The organism is Limosilactobacillus urinaemulieris, assembly GCF_014838745.1.
In the GTDB taxonomy this organism is placed as follows: domain Bacteria; phylum Bacillota; class Bacilli; order Lactobacillales; family Lactobacillaceae; genus Limosilactobacillus; species Limosilactobacillus urinaemulieris.
The window spans coordinates 1-20,849 of the sequence record NZ_JABUXR010000001.1; the positions used below are offsets into that span (position 1 = coordinate 1).

Annotated in this window: 23 protein-coding genes, 3 pseudogenes, 1 riboswitch and 1 other annotated feature; of the genes and pseudogenes, 12 read left to right on the top strand and 14 right to left on the bottom strand. The window is 39.7% G+C overall.

Going from position 1 to position 20,849, the window contains the following annotated elements; genetic code table 11:
- Nucleotides 1-237 precede the first annotated feature (237 nt).
- Nucleotides 238-1,003 (bottom strand): annotated as a pseudogene (locus tag HUK45_RS00005) (2-keto-4-pentenoate hydratase).
- Nucleotides 1,004-1,197: 194 nt separating this feature from the next.
- Nucleotides 1,198-1,424: a binding site (T-box leader), on the bottom strand.
- A gap of 217 nt (nt 1,425-1,641) precedes the next feature.
- Between HUK45_RS00005 and HUK45_RS00010 the strand changes: the two are divergent.
- Nucleotides 1,642-2,829, top strand: a complete 1,188-nt coding sequence (locus HUK45_RS00010; RefSeq protein WP_102168852.1) for an aminotransferase-like domain-containing protein — start codon at nt 1,642-1,644, stop codon at nt 2,827-2,829.
- A 148-nt stretch (nt 2,830-2,977) separates the two neighbouring features.
- Entirely contained in the window at nt 2,978-3,751 is a 774-nt protein-coding gene (gene tpiA, locus HUK45_RS00015) for a triose-phosphate isomerase (RefSeq protein ID WP_191910529.1), read from the top strand.
- A gap of 59 nt (nt 3,752-3,810) precedes the next feature.
- Here tpiA and HUK45_RS00020 read toward each other — a convergent pair whose 3' ends face one another.
- The 3 genes from HUK45_RS00020 to amaP are packed head-to-tail and all read right to left on the bottom strand — an operon-like array spanning nt 3,811 to nt 4,991.
- Nucleotides 3,811-4,218 carry an Asp23/Gls24 family envelope stress response protein gene (locus HUK45_RS00020; protein ID WP_191910530.1) on the bottom strand — a complete coding sequence of 136 codons (408 nt, stop codon included), beginning with the start codon at nt 4,216-4,218 and terminating at the stop codon, nt 3,811-3,813.
- Nucleotides 4,219-4,238: 20 nt separating this feature from the next.
- Nucleotides 4,239-4,430, bottom strand: a complete 192-nt coding sequence (locus HUK45_RS00025) for a hypothetical protein (RefSeq protein ID WP_191910531.1) — start codon at nt 4,428-4,430, stop codon at nt 4,239-4,241.
- Between the two features lie 15 nt (nt 4,431-4,445).
- Nucleotides 4,446-4,991, bottom strand: coding sequence for an alkaline shock response membrane anchor protein AmaP (gene amaP / locus HUK45_RS00030; protein WP_102168855.1), 546 nt, complete (start codon nt 4,989-4,991; stop codon nt 4,446-4,448).
- 230 nt (nt 4,992-5,221) lie between these two features.
- Between amaP and HUK45_RS00035 the strand changes: the two genes are divergently transcribed.
- A complete protein-coding gene (locus HUK45_RS00035) occupies nt 5,222-5,761 on the top strand; it encodes a GNAT family N-acetyltransferase (RefSeq protein WP_191910532.1) in 540 nt (179 codons plus the stop codon).
- 50 nt (nt 5,762-5,811) lie between these two features.
- Here HUK45_RS00035 and HUK45_RS00040 read toward each other — a convergent pair whose 3' ends face one another.
- On the bottom strand, nt 5,812-6,120 hold the full coding sequence (locus tag HUK45_RS00040; RefSeq protein ID WP_102168857.1) for a hypothetical protein: 309 nt from the start codon (nt 6,118-6,120) through the stop codon (nt 5,812-5,814).
- 71 nt (nt 6,121-6,191) lie between these two features.
- Nucleotides 6,192-7,448, bottom strand: coding sequence for a chloride channel protein (locus tag HUK45_RS00045; protein WP_191910533.1), 1,257 nt, complete (start codon nt 7,446-7,448; stop codon nt 6,192-6,194).
- 232 nt (nt 7,449-7,680) lie between these two features.
- On the opposite strand from HUK45_RS00045, the gene HUK45_RS00050 reads away from it, so the two are divergent.
- Both HUK45_RS00050 and HUK45_RS00055 read left to right on the top strand, forming a co-directional pair.
- The gene (locus HUK45_RS00050) at nt 7,681-8,493 is read left to right on the top strand and encodes an alpha/beta hydrolase family protein (RefSeq protein WP_191910534.1); all 813 of its coding nucleotides are present in this window, start codon (nt 7,681-7,683) and stop codon (nt 8,491-8,493) included.
- Nucleotides 8,494-8,496: 3 nt separating this feature from the next.
- The gene (locus HUK45_RS00055) at nt 8,497-8,982 is read left to right on the top strand and encodes a PAS domain-containing protein (protein ID WP_191910535.1); all 486 of its coding nucleotides are present in this window, start codon (nt 8,497-8,499) and stop codon (nt 8,980-8,982) included.
- A 59-nt stretch (nt 8,983-9,041) separates the two neighbouring features.
- Here the strand turns inward: HUK45_RS00055 and thiE are convergent, their stop codons facing one another.
- From thiE to HUK45_RS00080, 5 genes are all read right to left on the bottom strand, one after another.
- Nucleotides 9,042-9,686: a thiamine phosphate synthase gene (gene thiE, locus HUK45_RS00060; RefSeq protein WP_191910536.1), complete on the bottom strand. Its 645-nt coding sequence runs from the start codon at nt 9,684-9,686 to the stop codon at nt 9,042-9,044.
- Nucleotides 9,676-10,497 (bottom strand): bifunctional hydroxymethylpyrimidine kinase/phosphomethylpyrimidine kinase, encoded by an 822-nt coding sequence (gene thiD, locus HUK45_RS00065; protein ID WP_191910537.1) that lies wholly within the window; start codon nt 10,495-10,497, stop codon nt 9,676-9,678. Before thiD ends, thiE begins: the two co-directional genes overlap by 11 nt.
- A gap of 21 nt (nt 10,498-10,518) precedes the next feature.
- Nucleotides 10,519-11,298, bottom strand: a complete 780-nt coding sequence (gene thiM, locus HUK45_RS00070; protein ID WP_206683737.1) for a hydroxyethylthiazole kinase — start codon at nt 11,296-11,298, stop codon at nt 10,519-10,521.
- A 60-nt stretch (nt 11,299-11,358) separates the two neighbouring features.
- A riboswitch (TPP riboswitch) is annotated at nt 11,359-11,464 on the bottom strand.
- 35 nt (nt 11,465-11,499) lie between these two features.
- Entirely contained in the window at nt 11,500-12,354 is an 855-nt protein-coding gene (locus HUK45_RS00075) for a patatin-like phospholipase family protein (RefSeq protein WP_191910538.1), read from the bottom strand.
- Nucleotides 12,355-12,418: 64 nt separating this feature from the next.
- The gene (locus HUK45_RS00080; protein WP_191910539.1) at nt 12,419-13,303 is read right to left on the bottom strand and encodes a LysR family transcriptional regulator; all 885 of its coding nucleotides are present in this window, start codon (nt 13,301-13,303) and stop codon (nt 12,419-12,421) included.
- A gap of 96 nt (nt 13,304-13,399) precedes the next feature.
- Between HUK45_RS00080 and HUK45_RS00085 the strand changes: the two genes are divergently transcribed.
- Together HUK45_RS00085 and HUK45_RS00090 are read left to right on the top strand one after the other, a co-directional pair.
- Entirely contained in the window at nt 13,400-13,876 is a 477-nt protein-coding gene (locus HUK45_RS00085; protein WP_191910540.1) for a flavodoxin family protein, read from the top strand.
- Between the two features lie 110 nt (nt 13,877-13,986).
- Nucleotides 13,987-14,390 (top strand): annotated as a pseudogene (locus tag HUK45_RS00090) (cupin domain-containing protein).
- A 136-nt stretch (nt 14,391-14,526) separates the two neighbouring features.
- On the opposite strand, the gene manA reads toward HUK45_RS00090, so the two are convergent.
- Nucleotides 14,527-15,492: a mannose-6-phosphate isomerase, class I gene (gene manA / locus HUK45_RS00095; RefSeq protein ID WP_191910541.1), complete on the bottom strand. Its 966-nt coding sequence runs from the start codon at nt 15,490-15,492 to the stop codon at nt 14,527-14,529.
- A gap of 219 nt (nt 15,493-15,711) precedes the next feature.
- Here manA and HUK45_RS00100 point away from each other — a divergent pair, with 219 nt between their 5' ends.
- Complete coding sequence (locus HUK45_RS00100) at nt 15,712-16,206, top strand: prolyl-tRNA synthetase associated domain-containing protein (protein ID WP_191910542.1); 495 nt, start codon at nt 15,712-15,714, stop codon at nt 16,204-16,206.
- 95 nt (nt 16,207-16,301) lie between these two features.
- Here the strand turns inward: HUK45_RS00100 and HUK45_RS09655 are convergent, their stop codons facing one another.
- A complete protein-coding gene (locus HUK45_RS09655; RefSeq protein WP_268889982.1) occupies nt 16,302-16,988 on the bottom strand; it encodes an iron-containing alcohol dehydrogenase in 687 nt (228 codons plus the stop codon).
- 44 nt (nt 16,989-17,032) lie between these two features.
- Nucleotides 17,033-17,497 carry an iron-containing alcohol dehydrogenase gene (locus HUK45_RS09660; protein WP_268889983.1) on the bottom strand — a complete coding sequence of 155 codons (465 nt, stop codon included), beginning with the start codon at nt 17,495-17,497 and terminating at the stop codon, nt 17,033-17,035.
- Nucleotides 17,498-17,639: 142 nt separating this feature from the next.
- On the opposite strand from HUK45_RS09660, the gene HUK45_RS00110 reads away from it, so the two are divergent.
- The 4 genes and pseudogenes from HUK45_RS00110 (at nt 17,640) to HUK45_RS00125 (ending at nt 20,819) form a co-directional block, all read left to right on the top strand.
- On the top strand, nt 17,640-18,536 hold the full coding sequence (locus tag HUK45_RS00110; protein WP_191910543.1) for an AraC family transcriptional regulator: 897 nt from the start codon (nt 17,640-17,642) through the stop codon (nt 18,534-18,536).
- Between the two features lie 122 nt (nt 18,537-18,658).
- On the top strand, nt 18,659-18,979 hold the full coding sequence (locus tag HUK45_RS00115) for an ArsR/SmtB family transcription factor (protein WP_191910544.1): 321 nt from the start codon (nt 18,659-18,661) through the stop codon (nt 18,977-18,979).
- Between the two features lie 265 nt (nt 18,980-19,244).
- Nucleotides 19,245-19,784 (top strand): flavodoxin family protein, encoded by a 540-nt coding sequence (locus HUK45_RS00120; protein ID WP_191910545.1) that lies wholly within the window; start codon nt 19,245-19,247, stop codon nt 19,782-19,784.
- 30 nt (nt 19,785-19,814) lie between these two features.
- Nucleotides 19,815-20,819: pseudogene (locus HUK45_RS00125) on the top strand (aldo/keto reductase).
- Nucleotides 20,820-20,849: the final 30 nt, after the last annotated feature.

Sequence of the window (20,849 nt, forward strand, 5' to 3'; positions counted from 1 at the left end):
GATCGCCGGGAGGCTGTCCATATTTAGTATTAATTTTAAGAAAAGGAAGAACCGCTCAGAATTTCAAATGAAATTCCGAACGGTTCTCTTAATTTAAAGGACTTATGTCACAGCCCCTTTTGTTATCTAGCTGGATAGATAAATTTAACAAGATTATGAGGCTTATTAGTTTTGTTGATTATCACTTAATTTCATTTAGTCATCCTCCTAGTTGACATTTAAATCGACATTACCAAGTTAGTGATCAAAATTGACAGCCCAATGTCCTTCTTTGAGATGAGGCGGTAAAACGAATGTTCCAGAAGAAACCAGTTGGCCTTCTTTAAATTGCTTGCCTTGTTCTTCAAGCTTCTTGACAAGCCATTGAAGAGATTTGAGTGGGTTACCAAGAACCTCTTTTGAATCCCCCTCATCGAGTTTTTGATCATCAAGGAAGAGTTCAGCATGGACCGTTGCAACATCAGCTACATCCTTGAAAACTTTTGTTGAAGGAGCCTCTTTTCCATAAACAACTAATCCGCCAACAGCACAATCTGACATGACATTGTATTTACCGAGACTCGGGAACCAATCCTTAAATCGAGAATCCGGTACTTCTAGTGCACCCGCAACTGTTGTCTTGTTTAAGAGATCTTCTAATGAATCATTACTCGTTAAGTCAGTAGTTGCACGAAAGGCTAATTCAACTTCGACTAATGGCTCCATCAGGTCATTTAAGTTGACGTTTGCTGGAGCAGGGAGAAAACGACGATTAACCTGTTGACCATATAAGGGTGAATCCGCGTCAAACATATCTTGGGTTTGTTTACTTGTAAGTGACACTTTATATCCACCAACGGGGACGCCCTTAAGCCGAACGAATTACCTCATCTTGAACAGCGTATGCAGTATCGTCATCTTCCACAACACCTTTCCAGTCTTTTTCTTCTAATGGCTTGCCAGTTAGGGTTGCATCGTAAAGAGCCATTGCAAATTCTTTTTGGTTAGCGTTTAATGTTGTCATAATTGATTCCTCCAATTTTTAGTTATTTATGATTCTCATCACCATCAAAAATGCCAACACTGATGAGAATCATTATTTTTAATTATTTCTCGAATGTTGCTAATGTCGCTAATGTCACTATCTTTCATGATCCTCACCTCACTTAAAATAAATTTCAAAGTAAACAAAAGCCCTCCAAGCACAATTGAATATGCTTGAAGGGCGACGTTGCCGCGGTACCACCTTCATTTATGGAAAGAGTCCACATCTTGAACCAGACAAATTTATCTAGAGCCAGGATAATGGTCGGCAGCCAGGCAACCTTACTTAGTTCAGGAGCCAATTCACAGGGGATTTAACATTGATTAACGTTGCTTAGTTCACACCAGCCACTAAGTCTCTGAACCAGTTAACCAGGTTACTTCCTGTTCGGTATCTTTAACGTGTTTACATTTGATGCTTCGTATTCTACTCATTAATTTCTAATCTGTCAACCGTAAAATTTAATTTTTTATTATTTTGGGAATTCCTTATATGAAGAAATTAAATTTATAAATCATTTAGAAACGTATGGGGCACAATTAGGGGGTTCACAAGTCGAAGTTTGTATTGTAAACTACTCAACAATTACAAAATGATGAGAAAGAGGAGTGGTAACGATGTTTAAATTTTCAAAAAGAGTTCCTGCTGACGGGACAGATGCTGTTGGTGCAATCTTAAAAGCGGCGGCTGATCCCAAAATTATTTCATTTGCGGGTGGATTACCGGCTCCTGAACTATTTCCAGTTGAAGGGATGAAGAAGGCCACCGATAAGGTTTATGCAGAGCATGGTCAGCAAGCACTCCAGTATGGAGCTGCCAAGGGAGTAACCGAGCTGCGTGAACTGATCCTTAAGCGAGTAAAGGAAAAGGAGAATGTTGATGCCAAATTAGAAAATGTTATGGTAACAACAGGCTCTGAACAAGCAATTGATCTGGTCGGAAAAGCATTTGTAAATCCTGGTGATACAGTTCTTGTAGAGGAACCGACTTACCTTTGTGCTCTCGATGTTTTTCGTTCATATGGCGCTAATTTTGTTAGTGTGCCGATGGATGAGGACGGAATGAAGATGGACGCTCTGGAAGAAGCACTTAAGGCTCATCCAGAAACAGCGCTGGTTTACACAGTACCAAACTTCCAAAACCCAACTGGACGGACCATGCCGGCAGAACGACGCAAGAAGTTTGCGGAATTGGCAGCAAAATACGATGTTCCAGTTCTTGAGGATAACCCGTATGGTGATATTCGCTTTGCAGGAGAGCACGTACCTTCTGTTAAGTCATTTGATCATGCAGGGAAAGTCTTTTACATGAGTACGTTCTCAAAGATTCTCGCTCCGGGATTCCGTCTTGGCTGGTTAGTAGCGGATCCGAAGGTCATTGAAAAGTTAACTGTGCTAAAGCAATCTGCTGATCTTCATACGGATAACCTCGTTCAGTATGTAGTTACTGAATTCTTTAAGGAAAATGATGTTGACGCCCACGTTAAGGAAATTAGTGATCTTTACGGGAAGCGGAAGCAACTGATGATTGATGGAATTAAGAAGTACTTCCCGAAGGATGTTAAGTATACTGATCCAGAAGGTGGAATGTTCCTTTGGGTTGAAGTACCTGGTGTCACTGATACTGTTGAACTCTTTAAACAGTGTCTTGAACACAATGTTGCCTTTGTTCCTGGTGATCCATTCTTTGCTGGCAAGCCACAACCAGGAACATTCCGGTTGAATTACTCTAATATGCAGGAAGACCAAATTGAGGTCGGATTAAAGCGGCTTGGTGAAGCACTTTCACAGGCTCTCGAAGCATAATTATCAAATAGTTCTTAAAGGACGCACGATGATGGTGTTCTTTAAGAACTATTTGCGTTTAAAAACACTATCTTTCTTTGTTTGGTAGATAATTGTAAAATATAAGGTGATTAGCCAAACGGAAGAAATGTTAGAAAGGGTTAAAATTATGCGTAAACCATTTATCGTTGCAAATTGGAAGATGCACAAAAACGTCAAGGAGTCAGTTGATTTTGTTAACCAGATCAAATCAAAGCTTCCTGATCCTAATAAGATGGAGGTTGGCATTGCAGCACAAGCATTTGCCTTGCCAAGCATGGTTGAAGCAGCAGGAAATTCAGGCCTGAGAATTATCGCCCAAAACGCTGCTGCGGAATACTCTGGTCCATATACGGGCGAAGTAAGTCTTCGTGGTTTAGCAGATGCTGGAGTCTCGTATGTCATGTTGGGTCATATCGAGCGACGGCGATTATTTGGTGAAACAAATGCTAGCGTACACAAGAAGGTTCAAGCAGCCCTTCAACGTGGTGTTACCCCAATTATCTGTACAGATGAAACAATGGTGCAGCAGGTGGTCAATGATGAAATTCACTATGTCTTCCACCAACTGATGACCGTTTTGCATGGTGTTTCGTTAGATCAGATCAAGCAGGTTGTCATCTCCTACGAACCTAGTTGGGCAGTTGGTGCAGGGCAACACGCTAATCCGACCTTGGCCGAAGAAGGGTGTCGACTAATCCGCCAGACAATTGCTGAATATTATAGCTATGAGATTGCGGATAAGATTCGAATCCTTTATGGGGGAAGTGTTAATCCTAATAATATTAAGGATATTATTGATAAACCCGATATTGATGGTGCGTTAATTGGCCGGGCAAGTTTGGACCTGGATAATTTCTTAAAAATGATTTCCAATGCTCAGTTAACACTAAAAGAAGAATAATAAAAAGTTCCTAGTACTCAATTTACGAATACTAGGAACTTTTAAGCTAGGGTAAGCTATTAGTTTACTTGCTTATCGTCATCCTTCTTTAATTCTTCACGAGTCTTCACGTCATTAACGTGTAATTCGAACTTAACTAATTTCAAGCCGGTCATCTTATCTAGGGCGCTGTCAATCTCTTTACAGACTGCTTCAAAAATTTCTGGTGCGCTTTTACCATATTCAATTGTGGCATCCATTTTAATTGCAACTTGTTTTTCACCTACGTCAGCATCAATTCCCTTGGTCATATTATTACCGGAGGAAACTTTATCCGCAAATTCAGAGAACATGTTGCCGTCAAGGGAGATGATTCCTGGAACTCGAGTAGCTGTGATCCCAGCAATCTTCTCAATTACACTGTCATCAAAAGTTAGGTGTTGGTCAACATTAGTTTTAGTGGTTTGGTTTGTGTTTGTAGTTGTCATAATTAATTCCTCCTTAGAAATTATTCGGCAAGTTTAGCACTTAATTTATTAACGATTCCCTTAAAAGAGAATCCAATGAGGTCTAAGACGAGACCGATTATGGCGAAGATAGCGGTAGTTAGAAGAATACCAATTGCTGTCCAAAATCCCCAAACGGTCCAACTAATGCTGAGAACTAATCCCGTAATCGCACCAATGAGAGCAAGTTTCATTGTTATCCCTCCTTGTTAGACGACTGTGACTGATTTTTTGTGACTATAAGGTTCGAGGCGAACTCGTAATTTACGAAGTCCGATAGCAAAGTTTGTTTGTAAATTATTTTCAATTGCGTCAGTTAAAGAGTTCTTCAGTAGCTCTGGATCAGATTGTCCAGAAAGCATTCCAGTAACGGTAACGTCTGCTTCTTGACGGTTCTTGAGCATTTTAACCGTCGTTGTGGGGTTGTAGAGACCAAAACTTGATAAGTTAAGTCGAATACTATTTTCCACTGCTGTTTTATCAACTGAGATATGACGAGCACCATCACGAGCAATTATCAATTGTTTACTCGTTGTTGGTCGGAAGATAGAACTTCCGATTACGATTATCGCCATTAGAATGATATAGCTTGCTAAACCAATAATTGTGTATTGTCCGGGGCGGGTTAATAGCCATTGGCTGATTTCTAGTGTCCAGGGCTCATGACGGAAGATCCAGAGAAGGATTACAATCCCACCGATTAATCCCTGAATTAGCATTGCTAATGTGATCCACCATTTTTTCCAATTAGCCATTAAAGAATCACTCCTTTCTATGTCTGCAGGCTGCTGTTTTAATGTCTTAACTTTAACATGGATGAAAAGGCTTTACAGTAGATTACTAATAGACATAAGGCTTTCTTATACGGGTGATCATTAATTCTTCACAGGTGTTTACAAATGGGGTATAAATTGGCAAAAAAGACCATTTTTGATTAATAATCTGCTATGATTATAGTGATTTAATTCTAATTGGGGATGATAAAATGCAAATTAGGAAAGCGACACAAAAGGACTTAGACACAATTTTGGAAATTCTTCGCGATGGACGTAATCAATTGGCTGAACGGGGGGTTGATCAATGGCAGGGCGACTATCCAAATGCTCAGCATATTCAGGAAGATATTGATAATGGCTATTCATATCTCGTTAAATCTGATGATGGAATGACTGTTGGAGCAGTCGCAATTGTCAATTCACCAGATCATGTTTATGATCATATTAATGGTGAATGGCTAATTAATACGACAAACTATGTTACTATTCACCGGGTAGCCATTCACTCAAGTCATGCAGGAAAAGGCTACGCATCAAAGCTATTCATTAGTGTGATTGATTACTTAGAAAAGCATCGGCCTGATGTAGAGTCGATTCGCCTTAGTACGAACGAAAATAATTTGGTAATGCAACACATTGCCGAAAAGAATGGCTTCCAAAAGGTTGGAACGATGCCAGGAGCATACCGTCCTGAAGAACTCTCTTACGTGTATGAGTTATTAACAAACACTCACGCTTTAGCGAGCTAAAATTAAGGAGACTAGTGCGAAATCTTATTTTCGTACTAGTCTCCTTAATTTTATTTATTAATTTGTTGAGCGTAATTTCGAGCGTTGTACAGTTCGTAAACAATAATGGTTTCGATTAAAGTGATAATGCAGATTAAGAGAAATGTATATACCTCAGGAAGAATGAAAAGGAGGATCAGCAGGATCCACGAAAACCAACTCCACTGGGTTTCGATTTTGACTACTCGCTGAACCCGTTTGGTTGGGGTAATCCTTCCTGAACGTTGAAAAATATCACGAATTTGGGCAAACCATTTAACTTCAAAGAAACTCTCAATCATAAAAATGATGATCAAAGTCATTAGGTAAATATGTGCCATGTTTTTAAACTCCTTTAAGCATGATGCAAGGTTAAGTTTAGCCGTTTCATAGTTAATAAGCAAACATCATACTATTTGGCAAGTTTTGTATTAACCCACCGAGAAACGGCAATCGATAATGCGACCCCTAAGGCGAGGGGAATAAAGGCTGTGAAGTTCAAATGGCAGACTTCAAACAACATGAACATTGCCATAAGAGGTGCCTGTTGAGAAGCGGTTAAAAAATAAGCAGCGCCGAGTACAGCACACTGGGTAATTGTTACTCCTGGCATAATTTGGACATAGATCATCCCCAAGAAGACACCAATAACAGCGCCAAGCGAAATTGAAGGCGTCAGGATTCCTCCATAAGCCCCGCTCTTGATACTAAGAAGGGTTACAACTGCTTTAGCAATGAAACCAAAAAGAAGGGCTAAAATAACATTTTTATTGATGGTGGTGGTGCCCATCGCTAATTGAGCCAATCCGCGACCATTTCCCATGATTTGCGGGTAGAAAGCAGCAACAATCCCAGTAATAATTCCCATTAATGGTAGCTGGTAGAGCACGTTTTTGGTAATGGCCCGGTGAGAACTTGCTTTTTTTACTCCCAACTTGAAGTAAGCACCCATGATTCCAAGAAGGGGTGCCAAGACGATCACAATTGGAAGGATCCGTAATGAAGGAAAATTTTTGGAGCCGACCAAGTAGTAGGGCTTATACCCTTTAACAATTGATCCGATTAAAGTCGCAATTACCGACATTGTTAAACTAACAGCGACTACTCGGGCGTTAACTTTCTTGTAAAGTAACTCAATCGCAAAGACAGCACCTGTGATCGGAGCAATATATACTCCTGAGAAACCAGCACCAGCAGCGCACGCAATTAGCATTTTTTGGTCTTCTGGATCGAGCTTCAGGTAACGGTTGTTAGCAAAGTGTCGTTCCCATTTCTGAGCGATTGCAGCACCGGCTTCCCGTGGCGCTAATTCACGACCAATGGAATTCCCTGTTCCTACATAAAAGATCTGTGTAACAACATGAATTAGTGTTTTAACTAGCGGCATTGTCTTACCAGTAATTGCTTTACTGATACCGACTGGGCGGTAGTTCTTTTGAAGAAAATACCAGATGATTGCAGCAATCGCAGAACCAACAAAAACAGAAATAAATCGGTGCCCTGGACCAACAAAAATATCAACTGGGATCCGATTGCTTTCTTCAAAGTTAAGAAAGTATTTTTCTGATAAATCAAGAAGAATACTTAATAGTAAAGAACTAATCCCCACGATCACCCCAAGTACAACCGTAGCAATGACTAAAGGAAAATTTTTTGAAATCGACTTCATTCTTCTCTCTCCCATGAATAATTATACCTCGTTAGTTTATACCACCAGAAAGCAGAAATAAAGTCTCTCAGAAGAATCAAGTAATTTGGGTGTATGATAAAAGAAAAAGATCTAGGTGAGTTGAAATGGACAAACAACCGACTAAAAAAGATGTAATTATGTTAATTATTGTTGCTCTCGCTGTGGTAACCATTCAGGGAATTTGTGCCCAGTTAGGTAAGTAGGTGGCAGGATGACGCATTTGGTTTGGGGAAAGCAGTCATTAACTGATTGGCAGCGAGTCCAATTAGCTCAGCTTGAATATCATAACTGGCAATTAGGAGAAGATGTCTTGCTGCCAGACGGCCAGTTAATTGGTGAAGTGGTCAAGGTGATTTGGACGACTGATGGATTTCGAGCGACAGTAATTCGTTCAGCTGCTGATTCCCAAATAATAGTTCTTTTTCGTGGATCGTCTGGTGTTCGGAAGGGCGATCCAACAACGTGGACTAATGAATGGCTTCGGGTCAACCTGCCAATTGGTAACGCAATTATTAATCAGGTTCCTGACGTCCCTCAAGAGCTATGGACGGCAAGCAAGGAATTTAATCATTTATTAGCTGCTTACCCGCAAATGACCTTTTTCCTTTATGGACACTCGTTAGGTTCAATTAATGCCCAATTTGCATTAGCTAACTGTCATTACCCTGACCGGATTGGTGGGGCATATCTTTATGAAGGACCTAATCTTTACTGGTTACTAGATGAACGGCAACGGCAAACAACGACTCTTCTTCGCTGTCAGGTATTTAACTATATCGATCCGCTTGATGTGGTTGCGTTGGGATATATTGATATGGAGCATACAATTGGGTTACTCCGGGTGGTTGATTCTATGATGACCAGCCCAATTAATCAGCATATGTGGGGTGGGTATCAATTTGATAAACAGCAGAACTTACTACTAGAGAATAATTTTTGGCAAAACAGACGGGCGCAAATTGATCAACAGCTGATTAATGCAGTTCAAAAATTAAACCAAAATAATGATGAATGGGAGCGTTAAAAAATGAATTTACCATTTATGGATGATGCCACGATTAATTTTTTCAGTGGTAAATTAACTTTAGCTGAGGTTGATGCCTTATTTCGAACGATGCCATATGAATTAGATTATATTAATGCAGATGATGAATATGTTTGGTATTCACCAAATAGCTGGCGTGATGAACAACGTCTTCAGCAGCGCCTTAGCCATAATGTTCTTGGCTGCCATCCCCGACGAGTTGTACCAATGGTTAAGCAGGTTTTAAAAATGCTGAAGACTGAGGAAAAGGATATGGTTGAGTCACCGCAGATAATGAACGGTCAACGAACCTTAATTCGGTATTATGCGATTCGTAAGCCTAATGGTCATTATTTAGGAGCATTACAAGTAACAGAAAATGTTGAACATATTTGTCAGCTTTGCGAGCAACATGTTTTCGAACATGGGATTGTAGAGGGACAAGTCGTTGATGGTGTTTCATCGGCGTCAATTAATGAAAATAAATAAAGCATTTGTAAATTTCAGTTAGCGTAATAAAACCTGATGAAATTTACAAATGCTTTTTCTTAGTAAAGACTCTTAATTTTTGTCACCGTTTCTGTAATATCTTCACTATTTAAAACCAGTGAAATCATTGATAATCCGCTAACTCCCGTCTTTAAAACGGCAGGGATATTTTCCAGTGAAAGGCCACCGATTGCGACTAGGGGATGAGTGCTCAGACTATTTAGTTTTTTAAGTTTATCAAGCCCTAAGACAGGATCAGCATCAATTTTTGATGTGGTTTCAAAGACGGGACCACAGCCAATATAATCAATAGCTGTTAGTTGGTTAGCGGCCTTAATTTCAGTAGCGGTATTGCATGAGTAGCCAATAATTAACTTACCAGCTGCTTCTTTAATTACCCGCTCAATCTGTTCATCATCCTGACCAACATGAACTCCATCAGCACCAACACGAAGAGCCATTTGAATATCGTCGTCAATGATAATTGGAACAGAATAGTGTTGACCTAACTCAACCAATCGTCTTGCCATAATTAATCGTGCATCGGCAGTCATAGTTGAGCTGTCTTTTTCTCGGTATTGAAAGGCGGTAATTCCAGCTTGCATTGCTTCTTCTACCTTAGCGAGGAATTCGTAGGAATCGTGATGGGTATCTTGGGTTCCACCGACAAGGTATATTTGTAACATTTTTGGATTAAAGTTCATTATTATCGCTCCTTATTTTTGCCCAATGATTTAGTGGACCATGACCGTGACCAACGTTAATGCCTTGCTTAATCGTTGCTTCAACATAGACCTTTCCAATTTTGAGGGCGTCTTCCATTGATTTGCCCTTAGCGAGTTCAGCAGTGATACAGGAAGAAATAGTATCACCGGTACCATGAGTATTCTGAGTTTGCTTTCGCTTGGCAGTCATCCAAAACGAGTGCCCATTCTCTAATAATACAAAGTCATTTGCTTCATCATCATTTGAAAAATGACCTCCCTTAACCAGGACGTTCTTCGCTCCCATTGATTGAAGACGATGTCCAGAAGCTTCCATTTCAGCTTCTGTTGTGATCTTCATTTGAGCTAATTCTTCAGCTTCTGGAAGGTTAGGGGTAATCAAATCGGCGAGTGGCAATAGTTGTTCACGAACCACACTAATCGCATCCTTACTTAAAAGTTTAGCACCACCTTTAGCAATCATCACGGGATCTACCGTTAGTGGACCGAAATCATATTGCTTGAGGTTGTTGACAACGGTTTTGACACGAAGGGAATCCGCCAGCATTCCAGTTTTGCAGGCACGAATTTTAAAATCCGCGGCTAGAGAAGCAAACTGTTCATCAATTAATTTTGGTGGCATTGCTAAGGCATCTTGAACACCGAGAGTATTTTGTGCCGTGACCGCAACAACGACCATTGTGGCAAAGACACCGCGCATTTGCATTGTCTTAAAGTCGGCAGAAATTCCGGCACCACCGCCAGAATCAGTACCGGCAATTGTTAGAGCTTGGGGGAAGTCATTTGTCATTATTAGGAACTCCTTTATTTTTTATAATACTGAGAGAACTTCGCTGGATTTAATTGATGCTAGCTCATCCCGGAATTTGACTTGCCATTGGCCAAACCCGCTTGACTCTCTAGCAGCTTTGACTCCCGTGGCAGTAAAAACCGTAGTTGCGGTGCAGGCAGCTGTATAATAATCCTTGCTTACACCGAGATAAGCAGCAATGACACTAGAAAGAACATCGCCACTACCCACGTTAGTCACGAAATAACTAGTAGAAAGTTGATTAATAAAAGTATTATTGCCATCCGTTATGATATCAGTTTGACCAGTAAGAACGACAATACAATGGTATTCTCGAGCGACCGTGTTAGCGATCTTGTGAAGATCAGCTTGGCCATTTCCGCTGTCAATTCCACGTGAATGCCAGTTAATATTCGCTAAAGCAGCAATTTCGCCAGCGTTACCGCGAATAACAGTAAATTGATAATTATGTAATAGTTGTTTCGCAAAAGCTAACCGGTAATGACTAGCACCAATTGCAACCGGATCAAGAACTATTGGCTTCTGATTATGATTAGCTTTTAAAACGGCAATAACCTCATCTTTTTGCTTGTCGTCGATCGTTCCCAAATTAATCGTAATAGCGTTGGCTAATTCTACCATTTCTAAAGATTCTTGAGGTGCGATAGACATAATTGGCGAAGCACCAATCGCACTCAACCCATCGGCAACCTTATCTGGCGTTACCATATTGGCGATTGTCAATACTACCGGATTTTGTTGACGAACTTGTTCTACTAGTTTTAGTTGTAATTTAGTCAAAATCTCACGTCCTAAAAAAGGAGCTACTAGTTAATCGTTAACTAACAGCTCCATTATTTATATATTGAGTTAGCATTTTCCTTCGCAAGTACTAGCTTAACAGGTTCAAGGGTCCGTATATCTTAATACATCTCAGTCTGGCAAACAGACACCCCTAATGCTGTTTATTAACATACCATTATAATAACATAGAAACCGCTTTTAAGCATTAAGGTAGTCAATTAAACTTGGTAACAGTTGTTCTGCTTCTTGACGCCCAGTTTCGTATAGCTTCCGGATCTTTTTAACGTTACTTTCAACCCGGCTAACCTTGACTGGGTGCTGAGGAGCGATATTAAAGACTTGGCCTGTTCTTCTGAGATGTTCGATCTGAGCGACTTGTTGATTATAGACCTCTGGACGAAGGATTCCAGCTTCAGCAAACTGGGGATAGTCTTTGAAATAACGGCGGTACAATTGGCAAACTGGTCGACTTGATGGCTTCTTTCGGTAACTAATATCACATGTCCGGACAACGACAATTTTGTCATAGCCTTGTTCTTGAGCAACATCAAAGGGAATTGAATCCGCAATTCCACCATCCAGACAAAGTCCATCTGGAGTGGGTGCCGGATCCATCATAAATGGCATTGAGCAAGAAGCAATTAATACTTGGGTCAGTTTCTCACCTGTTAAGTCTGTAAAAAGTGCTTTTTTTCCATCCTGAAGCCTAGTAGCAACAGCCGTGAAGTGTGAAGCTGACCTGATATAGGCTCGTTCATCAAAGTTATGCCATGAAAGGCCATGATCTTCGAATAGGTAGTTCATGTTGATCACTTGACGTTTGAAAAGGCGCGTCATTGAAATATAGTCGTGATCATGACGGTGATCAATATTAATATTTGCTGCCCGACCATATTGCTTTGCTACGAAGTTGACGCCGTTCAACGAGCCGGCGGAAACGCCAATTACACTACTAAATTCAATGTGATTAGCGAGGAACGTGTCACAGACGCCAGCGGTATACTGTCCTCTAAAAGCGCCACCTTCAAGAACTAGCGCTGCGTTATATAGCATTGATTTCACTCCTTAGAATGTTGATAATTTATTGTAAGTCGTTTATTCCATCAATTTCAATCTTTCAAGAATTTTCAGCTTGATCAGCAAATTCTTGAAGGAATTTTTCCATTACGGGAGTAACGACGGTATTTTTGCGCCATGCAAGAACGTGACCAGTGTCTTTATGTGGCGAAAAGGGGATAAATGTTAGTTCGGGATCGTGGAATGAATTAACGATCCCTTGAATTCCCAGCATATAATAATTTCCGGCTTTTAGCAGTTCATAGGCGTTACTTGGTAAGTTATTTGTCGCCATGATATTTAACTTTGTTTGGTCTAATTTTAAAACATCACTAATTTCATCACGAACAATATTCCGGGTCGGAATAATTAGTGGTAGTTTATAAAGATCACTTTTGGTAATCGAATGTTTTTTTGCTAGTTGATCAGATCTTTTGGTAATTAATCCCCACTGCTCATGAACTGGTAAAACAATAAAGTTATACTTAGCAGCCTCGACTGGTTCAATCAACACAGCAAAATCTTCTAAACCGGAATCCAAGCGCTGACGAAGCAGATCACCGTTACCATCGTAAAGGTTAAAGCTTACCTTTGGATATTTTTTCTGAAAGTTACTAATAATTTTCATTACGAATTTTGAAACCTTTGAAACAACACAACCGATATTAAGAACACCAGTCAATTCTTCCTTGGCGTTTTGAAGTTCCTGTTTTGTTTGGGTAAGTAAAGAAAGGATCGTAGACGCACGCTGTTGGAAAAGAATTCCTTCGCTAGTAAGTTCAATTCGGCGCTGCTTACGATCAAATAAAGTTACGCCGAGTTCTTTTTCAAGATCGATCATTTGTCGGGAAAGCGTTGGCTGAGTAACGTGAAGTTGTTGTGCGGCATGGGTAATATTATTCGTTTGTGCTACAGTTAAGAAGTATTTAATTACTCTCGTATCCATAATGGGAGTTCCTCGATTCAAATAGTGAATAGATAACACTATTTTAAGCTAAAATTTAAATAACACAAATTAATTCTCCTGAAAGGAAGGATAAAGATGGCACGAAATGTCTTAATTCTTTACTATTCACAGTTTGATAACACTGTTAAATTAGCTAGCGCAATTCATCGGCAAACTGGAGCTGATATTCTCCGTCTCCAAGTCCCTCAAGGATACTTTCCTGATGATATGGAAGAAACGGATCAAATTTTTAAAGCCGATAATCGGAATGGTCGACTTCCACAAATTATCACCGAATTACCGGAACTAGACTACTACGATACCATTCTGGTTGGCGGACCAGTTTGGGATGGTAAGGTTTCTTCACCGATTGTTAGCCTTTTGAGAAGGATGAATGATTATCAGGGAAAGGTAGTTCCGTTTAGTACTGGTTGGAGTGATCCGGGTAATTATCAAGCTGATTTTGTTGCCCACGCTGGTAAGCTGAAAATTGCTGATGGCTATCACGTTTTAACTCATGCAACCCCTAAATACAGTCCAAGTTCGTTAGCGTCATGGCTTCGAAAATTATAATTCAATTTTTAAATGATTCATCACTAATAATAAGTATTATACATATCAATTCTTTCCTTGTAAGCTAAAAGTAACCAAAATGAGTTTCAATCTTTAAGGAGGAAAATCTTATGGCAAAAAATGAAGAAGCTGTAAAGAATGATATGTTCGGGTTTGGCGACAAGAACGTTGCCTTTGCAAAATACTTTATCGGGACAAGTTACCTTAATGGCTTAGTTTCGCCTGATGATAATATCGATATTAATATTTCCAACGTTAACTTTGAACCCGGCTGCCGGAACGACTGGCACATCCACCACGACGGTTTCCAAATTCTTCTGGTAACTGCTACCAAGAAGAGAGCAAGCCCGCTCAACTGCTTAAGCCTGGTGACCTGGTTACGATCCACGAAGGCGTTAAGCACTGGCATGGCGCTACTAAGGATTCCTGGTTCTCCCACATTGCGATTACCAAAGGGACTAGTGAATGGCTGGAAAAGGTTGATGACGACTACTATGATCAACTGGCGGATTAGGGAGTATTAGTATAAATTCTGAGTTTGAAATCACGATTCAATAATCTATTACAATAAAAAACATGGACTAACAGAACTGGAGGTTAACTTTCTCGATTCGTGCTAGTTCATGTTTTTTATTAAATATTGGGTAATGCTATTCTACTGATTCCGAAGCGATGATCAGCATCTTACCATCTAATTCCCATTCATCAATCGTGGCGGGCATTAGAAGGTGAACACCTTTCTTTAATGGGTATGTCTTACCATCAGCGGTTAGGGTTCCTTCACCATCAATGACTGACATTAAGGTGTACGGCCCATGTTCATGCTTTCTTGTTAATTTACCATTTACATCCCACTTATAAACACTAAAGAATGGCGAATCAGGTTGGGTAATTAAGGTCGTTACTTTAGAATCACCAATTTTTTCAGAGCTAATATGCAGCTCGGGTTCTTTGAACGGAACAGTAGTAACATCGATTGATTGCTTCAAGTGTAAGTCGCGTTTTTTACCAGTTTTTTTGTCAACCCGATCGTAGTCATAAATCCGATAAGTAGTGTCGGAACTTTGTTGAGTTTCAAGGACAACAATTCCCTTATTAAGAGCATGGATAGTGCCTGACGGAACATAGACAAAGTCATCGGTCTTGACAGGCTTTTTATCAAAGAGCTTTTGCCATTCATGGTTGTTAATCATTTCTTTAAGTTCTTCACGAGTCTTAGCCGTATGACCATAAGTTAGGTAAGCTCCCTTGTCAGCATGAATAACGTACCAACATTCAGTTTTTCCTAGTTCGTGTTCGTGTTCTTCAGCATATGCATTATCTGGGTGAACCTGAACTGATAGGCTGGCTTCGGTATCGAGGATCTTAGTTAGTAGTGGGAAAACCTTTGATTTTGGATTACCAAATACTTCTGGATGCTGTGCGTAGACATCAGGAAGCAGTTGTCCCTTAAATTCACCGTTTTCAATTACATTAGGGCCGTGGGGGTGTCCAGAAATTGCCCAGCACTCACCAATGGTACCGTCTGGAATGTTGTAATTAAAATCTTCCGCTAACCGACGACCGCCCCAAATTTTTTCATGAAAAACTGGTTTTAAAAATAATGGCTCTGTCATAACTATCACTATCCTTATTATTTAACTTAAAACGTTTCGGTAAAGCGCTTTCTAAAAATAATTTTAGCAGTTTTACTAGATGAAAGCCATCTAAATTATAGATTTTAATTAAGGACAAATATATTTTGTGTTTTATTATTGTTGTCGACTATTTGCTAAGGAAAGCGCTTTAAACTGTTTATGATATAATATAATTACTATAAATTGGTGGTGAAAAAGATGACAGAAGGCACATATGAACAAGTAATTACCGAACTTGATCGATTAGGAATTAAGTACGGAATGGTTGATCATCCGGCTGCTGAAACAACTGAGCAGGCAGATAAGTATATTGAAGGTCATGAAGGCGTTCGGACAAAGACAATGTTTCTGAAGGGAAAAAAGAAGCATTTTTACCTGGTAATTATGGATGATCAGAAACCAATGGATTTTAAGGAGTTTCAAGAACTGACCGGCGCTAAGCGAGTATCAATGGCGCGTCCGGATGATTTGCAAGAACAGCTTGGCTCCCATGCTGGGGTGGTTTCACCGTTTGGTTTAATGAATAATGAAGAGCACAATATTAAAGTATATTTTGATCAGGATATGTTGGCAGAAGATCCAATTTTGACATTCCATCCTAATGTAAATACTCATACCATTTTTATTAAAACTACTGATTTGATGAAATTTATCAAAGAACAAGGGTATGACCCAGAAATTATTGATCTATAAATTCTTGCTTACATAAACTAAAAAGCAGGCGTCATGATTCGAATTTACCGAATTACGGTGCCTGTTTTCTGATAAGTAAGTCTTGATAATTTAAGCTAAATCTCCTGGTTAGCCATTTTGAAGATTTGTACCATATCGTCATAATAGAGAACTTTGGCTGATCCCTTATGACCGCCAGTAGTATTAGAGCATGATTGTGCCATTTCCCTAATCTGTGTTTCGCTAGGGTGGATTCCTAACTCGGCAAAATTAGTTGGCATCCCAATTGAATGGTAGAATTCAACCATTTTATCAATTCCCGCTAAAGCAATTTCTTCATCAGTGCCTTGTTCTTGAACCTTCATTACGTTCTTCGCGAATTTAACAAAACGGGTTAAGTCATCCTTATAAACATACCGCGCCCAACTTGGCCAAATTGCGGCAAGCCCGGCACCGTGAGTTACGTTAAACATTCCGCTGACTTCGTGTTCAAGCATATGAGTTGCAAAGTCGCCACCGTCATTTCCACAACCAGTTAAATTGTTATGGGAAAGCGAACCAGCCCACATTACTTCTGCACGGGCATCGTAATTTTGCGGATCGTGATGTAATAAAAGCGCGTTCTCTTTAACGGTTCTTAGAAGCCCTTCCGCAATCGCATCTGTTAATTCCATATTTCCGCCATTAGTGAAATAACGTTCCATTGTGTGCATCATGATGTCGGTTGCCCCGCATTCTGTTTGGAAATCGGGGAGGTTAAGCGTTAATTCTGGGTTCATAATCGCAAATTTTGGTCGCGCCAAGTCGTCATCATAGGCCCGTTTTTCTTCATTCTTTTCGTTTGTAATTACTGCCCCCCCATACTTGTTTCACTACCAGCCGCTGCAATTGTTAATACTGATGCAACTGGTAAACAAGCTTTCGCCTTGCGCTGATGTTCAAAGAGTTCCCAAACGTCATTTTCTGGTTCGGCTAGGCCATAAGCAATTGCTTTAGCGGTATCAATAACAGACCCGCCACCGATAGCGAGAAGAAAATCAATCTTTTCCCGTTTGCCAAGGTCGATTCCTTCGTAAACTTTGCCTAGCTGTGGGTTAGGGACGATGCCGTTTAATAAGTGATAGGTAATGTTTTCATTTTTTAATGAACTGGTAATTTCTTCTAATAACCCGTTCTTAACAATCCGGTCGCTTCCGTAAACAATTAAGATGTTATGGCCGTTGTATTTTTTAACGTATTTTCCAGTCTCTTTTTGAGTTTCCTTGCCAAAAAGAACTTCAGTAGGTGAATAAAAGTCAAAATTGTGAATCATATTATTACCTTCCTTGTATTTAAGAGTATGACTAAAGTTTACAAGGAAAGGTGGGTTGTTCATATAAAAATCTTGCCCTATATTATAAATATAAGGACAGAATTGGCAATTTTCTTATAGTATAGGGAAGAAACATAATAAGATGCAAAAAATACCATTTATTCAAGATACAAATGATGTTGAACATATTGATGGCATTACGAGTGCTTTTCCATATACAATGCACCGTCGTGATTTAACCACTGATGTTATCCCGTGGCACTGGCACGAAGAAGTAGAGTTTAACTATGCCTATCAAGGGTCAATAGAAATTCAAACTTTTGATCATACCTACATAATTAAGCAGGGGGAAGCCTATTTCATTAATACCAATGTGATGGATAAAAAGCAAAAAGCTGCCGGTTCTTCAAAGACAGTTGAACATGCCCACCTTTTCCATCTGATTCTGCTTGGCGGGTATTTCAATAGTGCCTTTTACACCAAATACCTAAACCCTGTTTTAAAAAATCGTTCAGTTGAAGTTTTAGTGATTCGAGAATCTAACCCGACAGGCAAAAAATTCATTACCTTACTCCACCAACTAACAGAATTAGCGGATCGGTCCGATAAGGAATTTGAAATTCGTAATCTCCTTTCACAAGCCTGGTTGACACTGATTGCTGAAATTAAGCTTCAAGAACAACATCAGCAATTGACGGTTAGCCCACGTGAACGCAGCAAAAATATTTTAGCGTATTTACACAAACACTATGCGGAAAAGGTAACAATCAATGATATTGCGACTGCGGTTAATGTTAGTCCCAAAGAATGTATTCGGTCATTTAAGAAAAACATTCACCAAACGCCAATTGAATATTTATTAAATTACCGGATTGAGCAGGCAAAGAAATTATTGCGTCAGTCGGAACCTTCGATCACAGATGTTGCTTTGCAGGCGGGATTCAGTACGAGTGCCTATTTTAGTAAAATATTTAAGGAACGAGTAGGACTGACACCGCGAGAATATCGGCAACAGCAGGATAAGACTATCAATAGTTAGTTTGCTTGACTAGTGATTAAGTAGTAATTAAGGATATGAAGCTAAGGCTTTAATGAAGAGATTAGTTCTGAAGGTTAAAATGATATTATTGACATATCGAAAAATGACGATATAATGAAATCATGAAATTAAATGAAAAACTATTTAAAGCGTTAGCAAATAAAACGCGTCTTGAGATCCTACAGTGGTTGAAAGATCCTGAGAATGAGATTTGTGTACCAACCTGTCTACCAATCAGAGAAGAAATCAAGAACTATGGTGGTGTTTGTGTTGGTGACCTAGTTAATCAGTCTGGGTTAGCTCAATCGACAATTTCATCTTACCTGACTATGCTGGAGGAGGCGGAACTTGTTATTTCTGAGCGTCATGGTAAGTGGACATACTATCGTCGAAATGAGCAAGCAATCCAGAAACTTAGCGATTTGATAAAGGAAGAATTATAGTGGTTCTTCTTTTATTTTTAGAATAATATATCGTTAAATAGCAATATGTAAATCAGAAGTGGAATATTGGAGGAAGAAAAAATGTTAATCAATCAATTAATTGCAATTGGTGTACTATCACTAATTATTTTTACCCTTGCTGGTGGGAGTACTCCAAAGAGAAAATAATTTAAGATAGTTTCTTTGCATAGTCAATCATTCAATTTAAGTCTTTTATTTTTTCTTGGTAACTAATTACAATGAAAATAGAAAAGGAGCGATTCAAATGAAAAAGATTGTCGTTTTAACTGGTAGTCCGCACCATCCAGGAACATCAGAAAGACTAGCAGATGCCTTTGTTAAAGGAGCAACTGAAGCAGGTAACGAAGTATATCGGTTTGATGCTGGACGGCGAATTAATGAATTTTCAATGATTCAGCTGGAAGATAATCACCCAGGACAAGAAATCGAAGTAGAACCGGACGACATCATTAAGCAAGAAGTGATGCCCAAGTTATTAGATGCCGATATTGTGGTCCTTGTGAGTTCGCTTTATTATTACGGTGTTAATGCTGCTCTTAAAGCAGTAATCGATCGCTTTTATAATTACAATCACGAATTGCATGGCGATAAGAAGGCAATTACGCTGGTTTCTGGTTATGGTCAGGAAGATGCCTTTGCTTCACTAAAGCTATACTTTAAGCAATTACTTAATTACATGCGTTGGGAGCAGGTTGGAAGTGTCCTGGCTGCGGATTCTTGGAATGAAAAGAAGTTAGCAAAGCACGTTCAAGAAGCATACGAATTAGGTGAAACAATCAAATAATTGTGAATCAGCTGAAGAGGGGTGCCTTAAATGAAGTACAGTCATATTCCGGGAACAGATATTAAGATTTCAAAGTTAGCAATTGGTGGGATGAGTTTTGGGATTCCAGCGGTTAAAACTTATCGGTGGATTTTAGATGAAGACCAGACCGATAAGATGGTACAATATGCCCTCGATTTAGGGATCAACTTTTTTGATACAGCAAATGTCTATGGTACAGGGACTAGTGAAGAATTTATTGGAAAATCACTAAAGAAGCACCAAATCCCGCGAGATCAAGTAGCAATTGCCAGCAAGGTGTATTTTAATGATGGACGATTGTCAAAGGAAGCAATCAATCGTGAAATTGATGGAACTTTGAAGCGTTTAGGCACTGACTATCTTGACCTATATATCATTCACCGATTTGATTATGATCACCCAATTGAAGAAACAATGGCAGCACTTAATAACCTTATTGAAGAAGGAAAAGTTCGTGCGATTGGGGCGTCCGCAATGTATGGCTACCAGTTCCAGAACATGCAGCACATTGCGGAGAAAAACGGCTGGCACCAATTTGTGGCAATGGAGAACCACTATAACTTACTTTACCGCGAAGATAAACGTGAGCTAATTCCGATTTGTAAACAAGATGGGGTAATGTTAATGCCATATAGTCCACTGGCTGGTGGTCACCTTGCCCGACCAACTTGAGATAGTTCATCAAAACGGAGTCAAGTGGACACTTCTGCCCGTTCTAAATACGATCATGCTAAGCAACAGGATTTACCGATTATCAGACGGGTGGCAGAATTAGCGGAAAAGTATAACGCCAAGATGTCACAAATCGCCCTTGTCTGGCAATGGGCAAAGGGTGTTACCGCACCTATTATTGGTGCAACTAAGGAGCAGAACCTTGACGATGCTGCCCAGGCAGTTAACATCGAATTAACGCCAGAAGAAGTAGCATATTTGGAAGAGCCATACACGGCTCATGAAATCGTCGGTGCTCTTGATCAAAATCCAGCTGGTCTGTTGCCAAAGGATGTAAAGTAAAGTCTCACATATAATTATGCTATAATTATA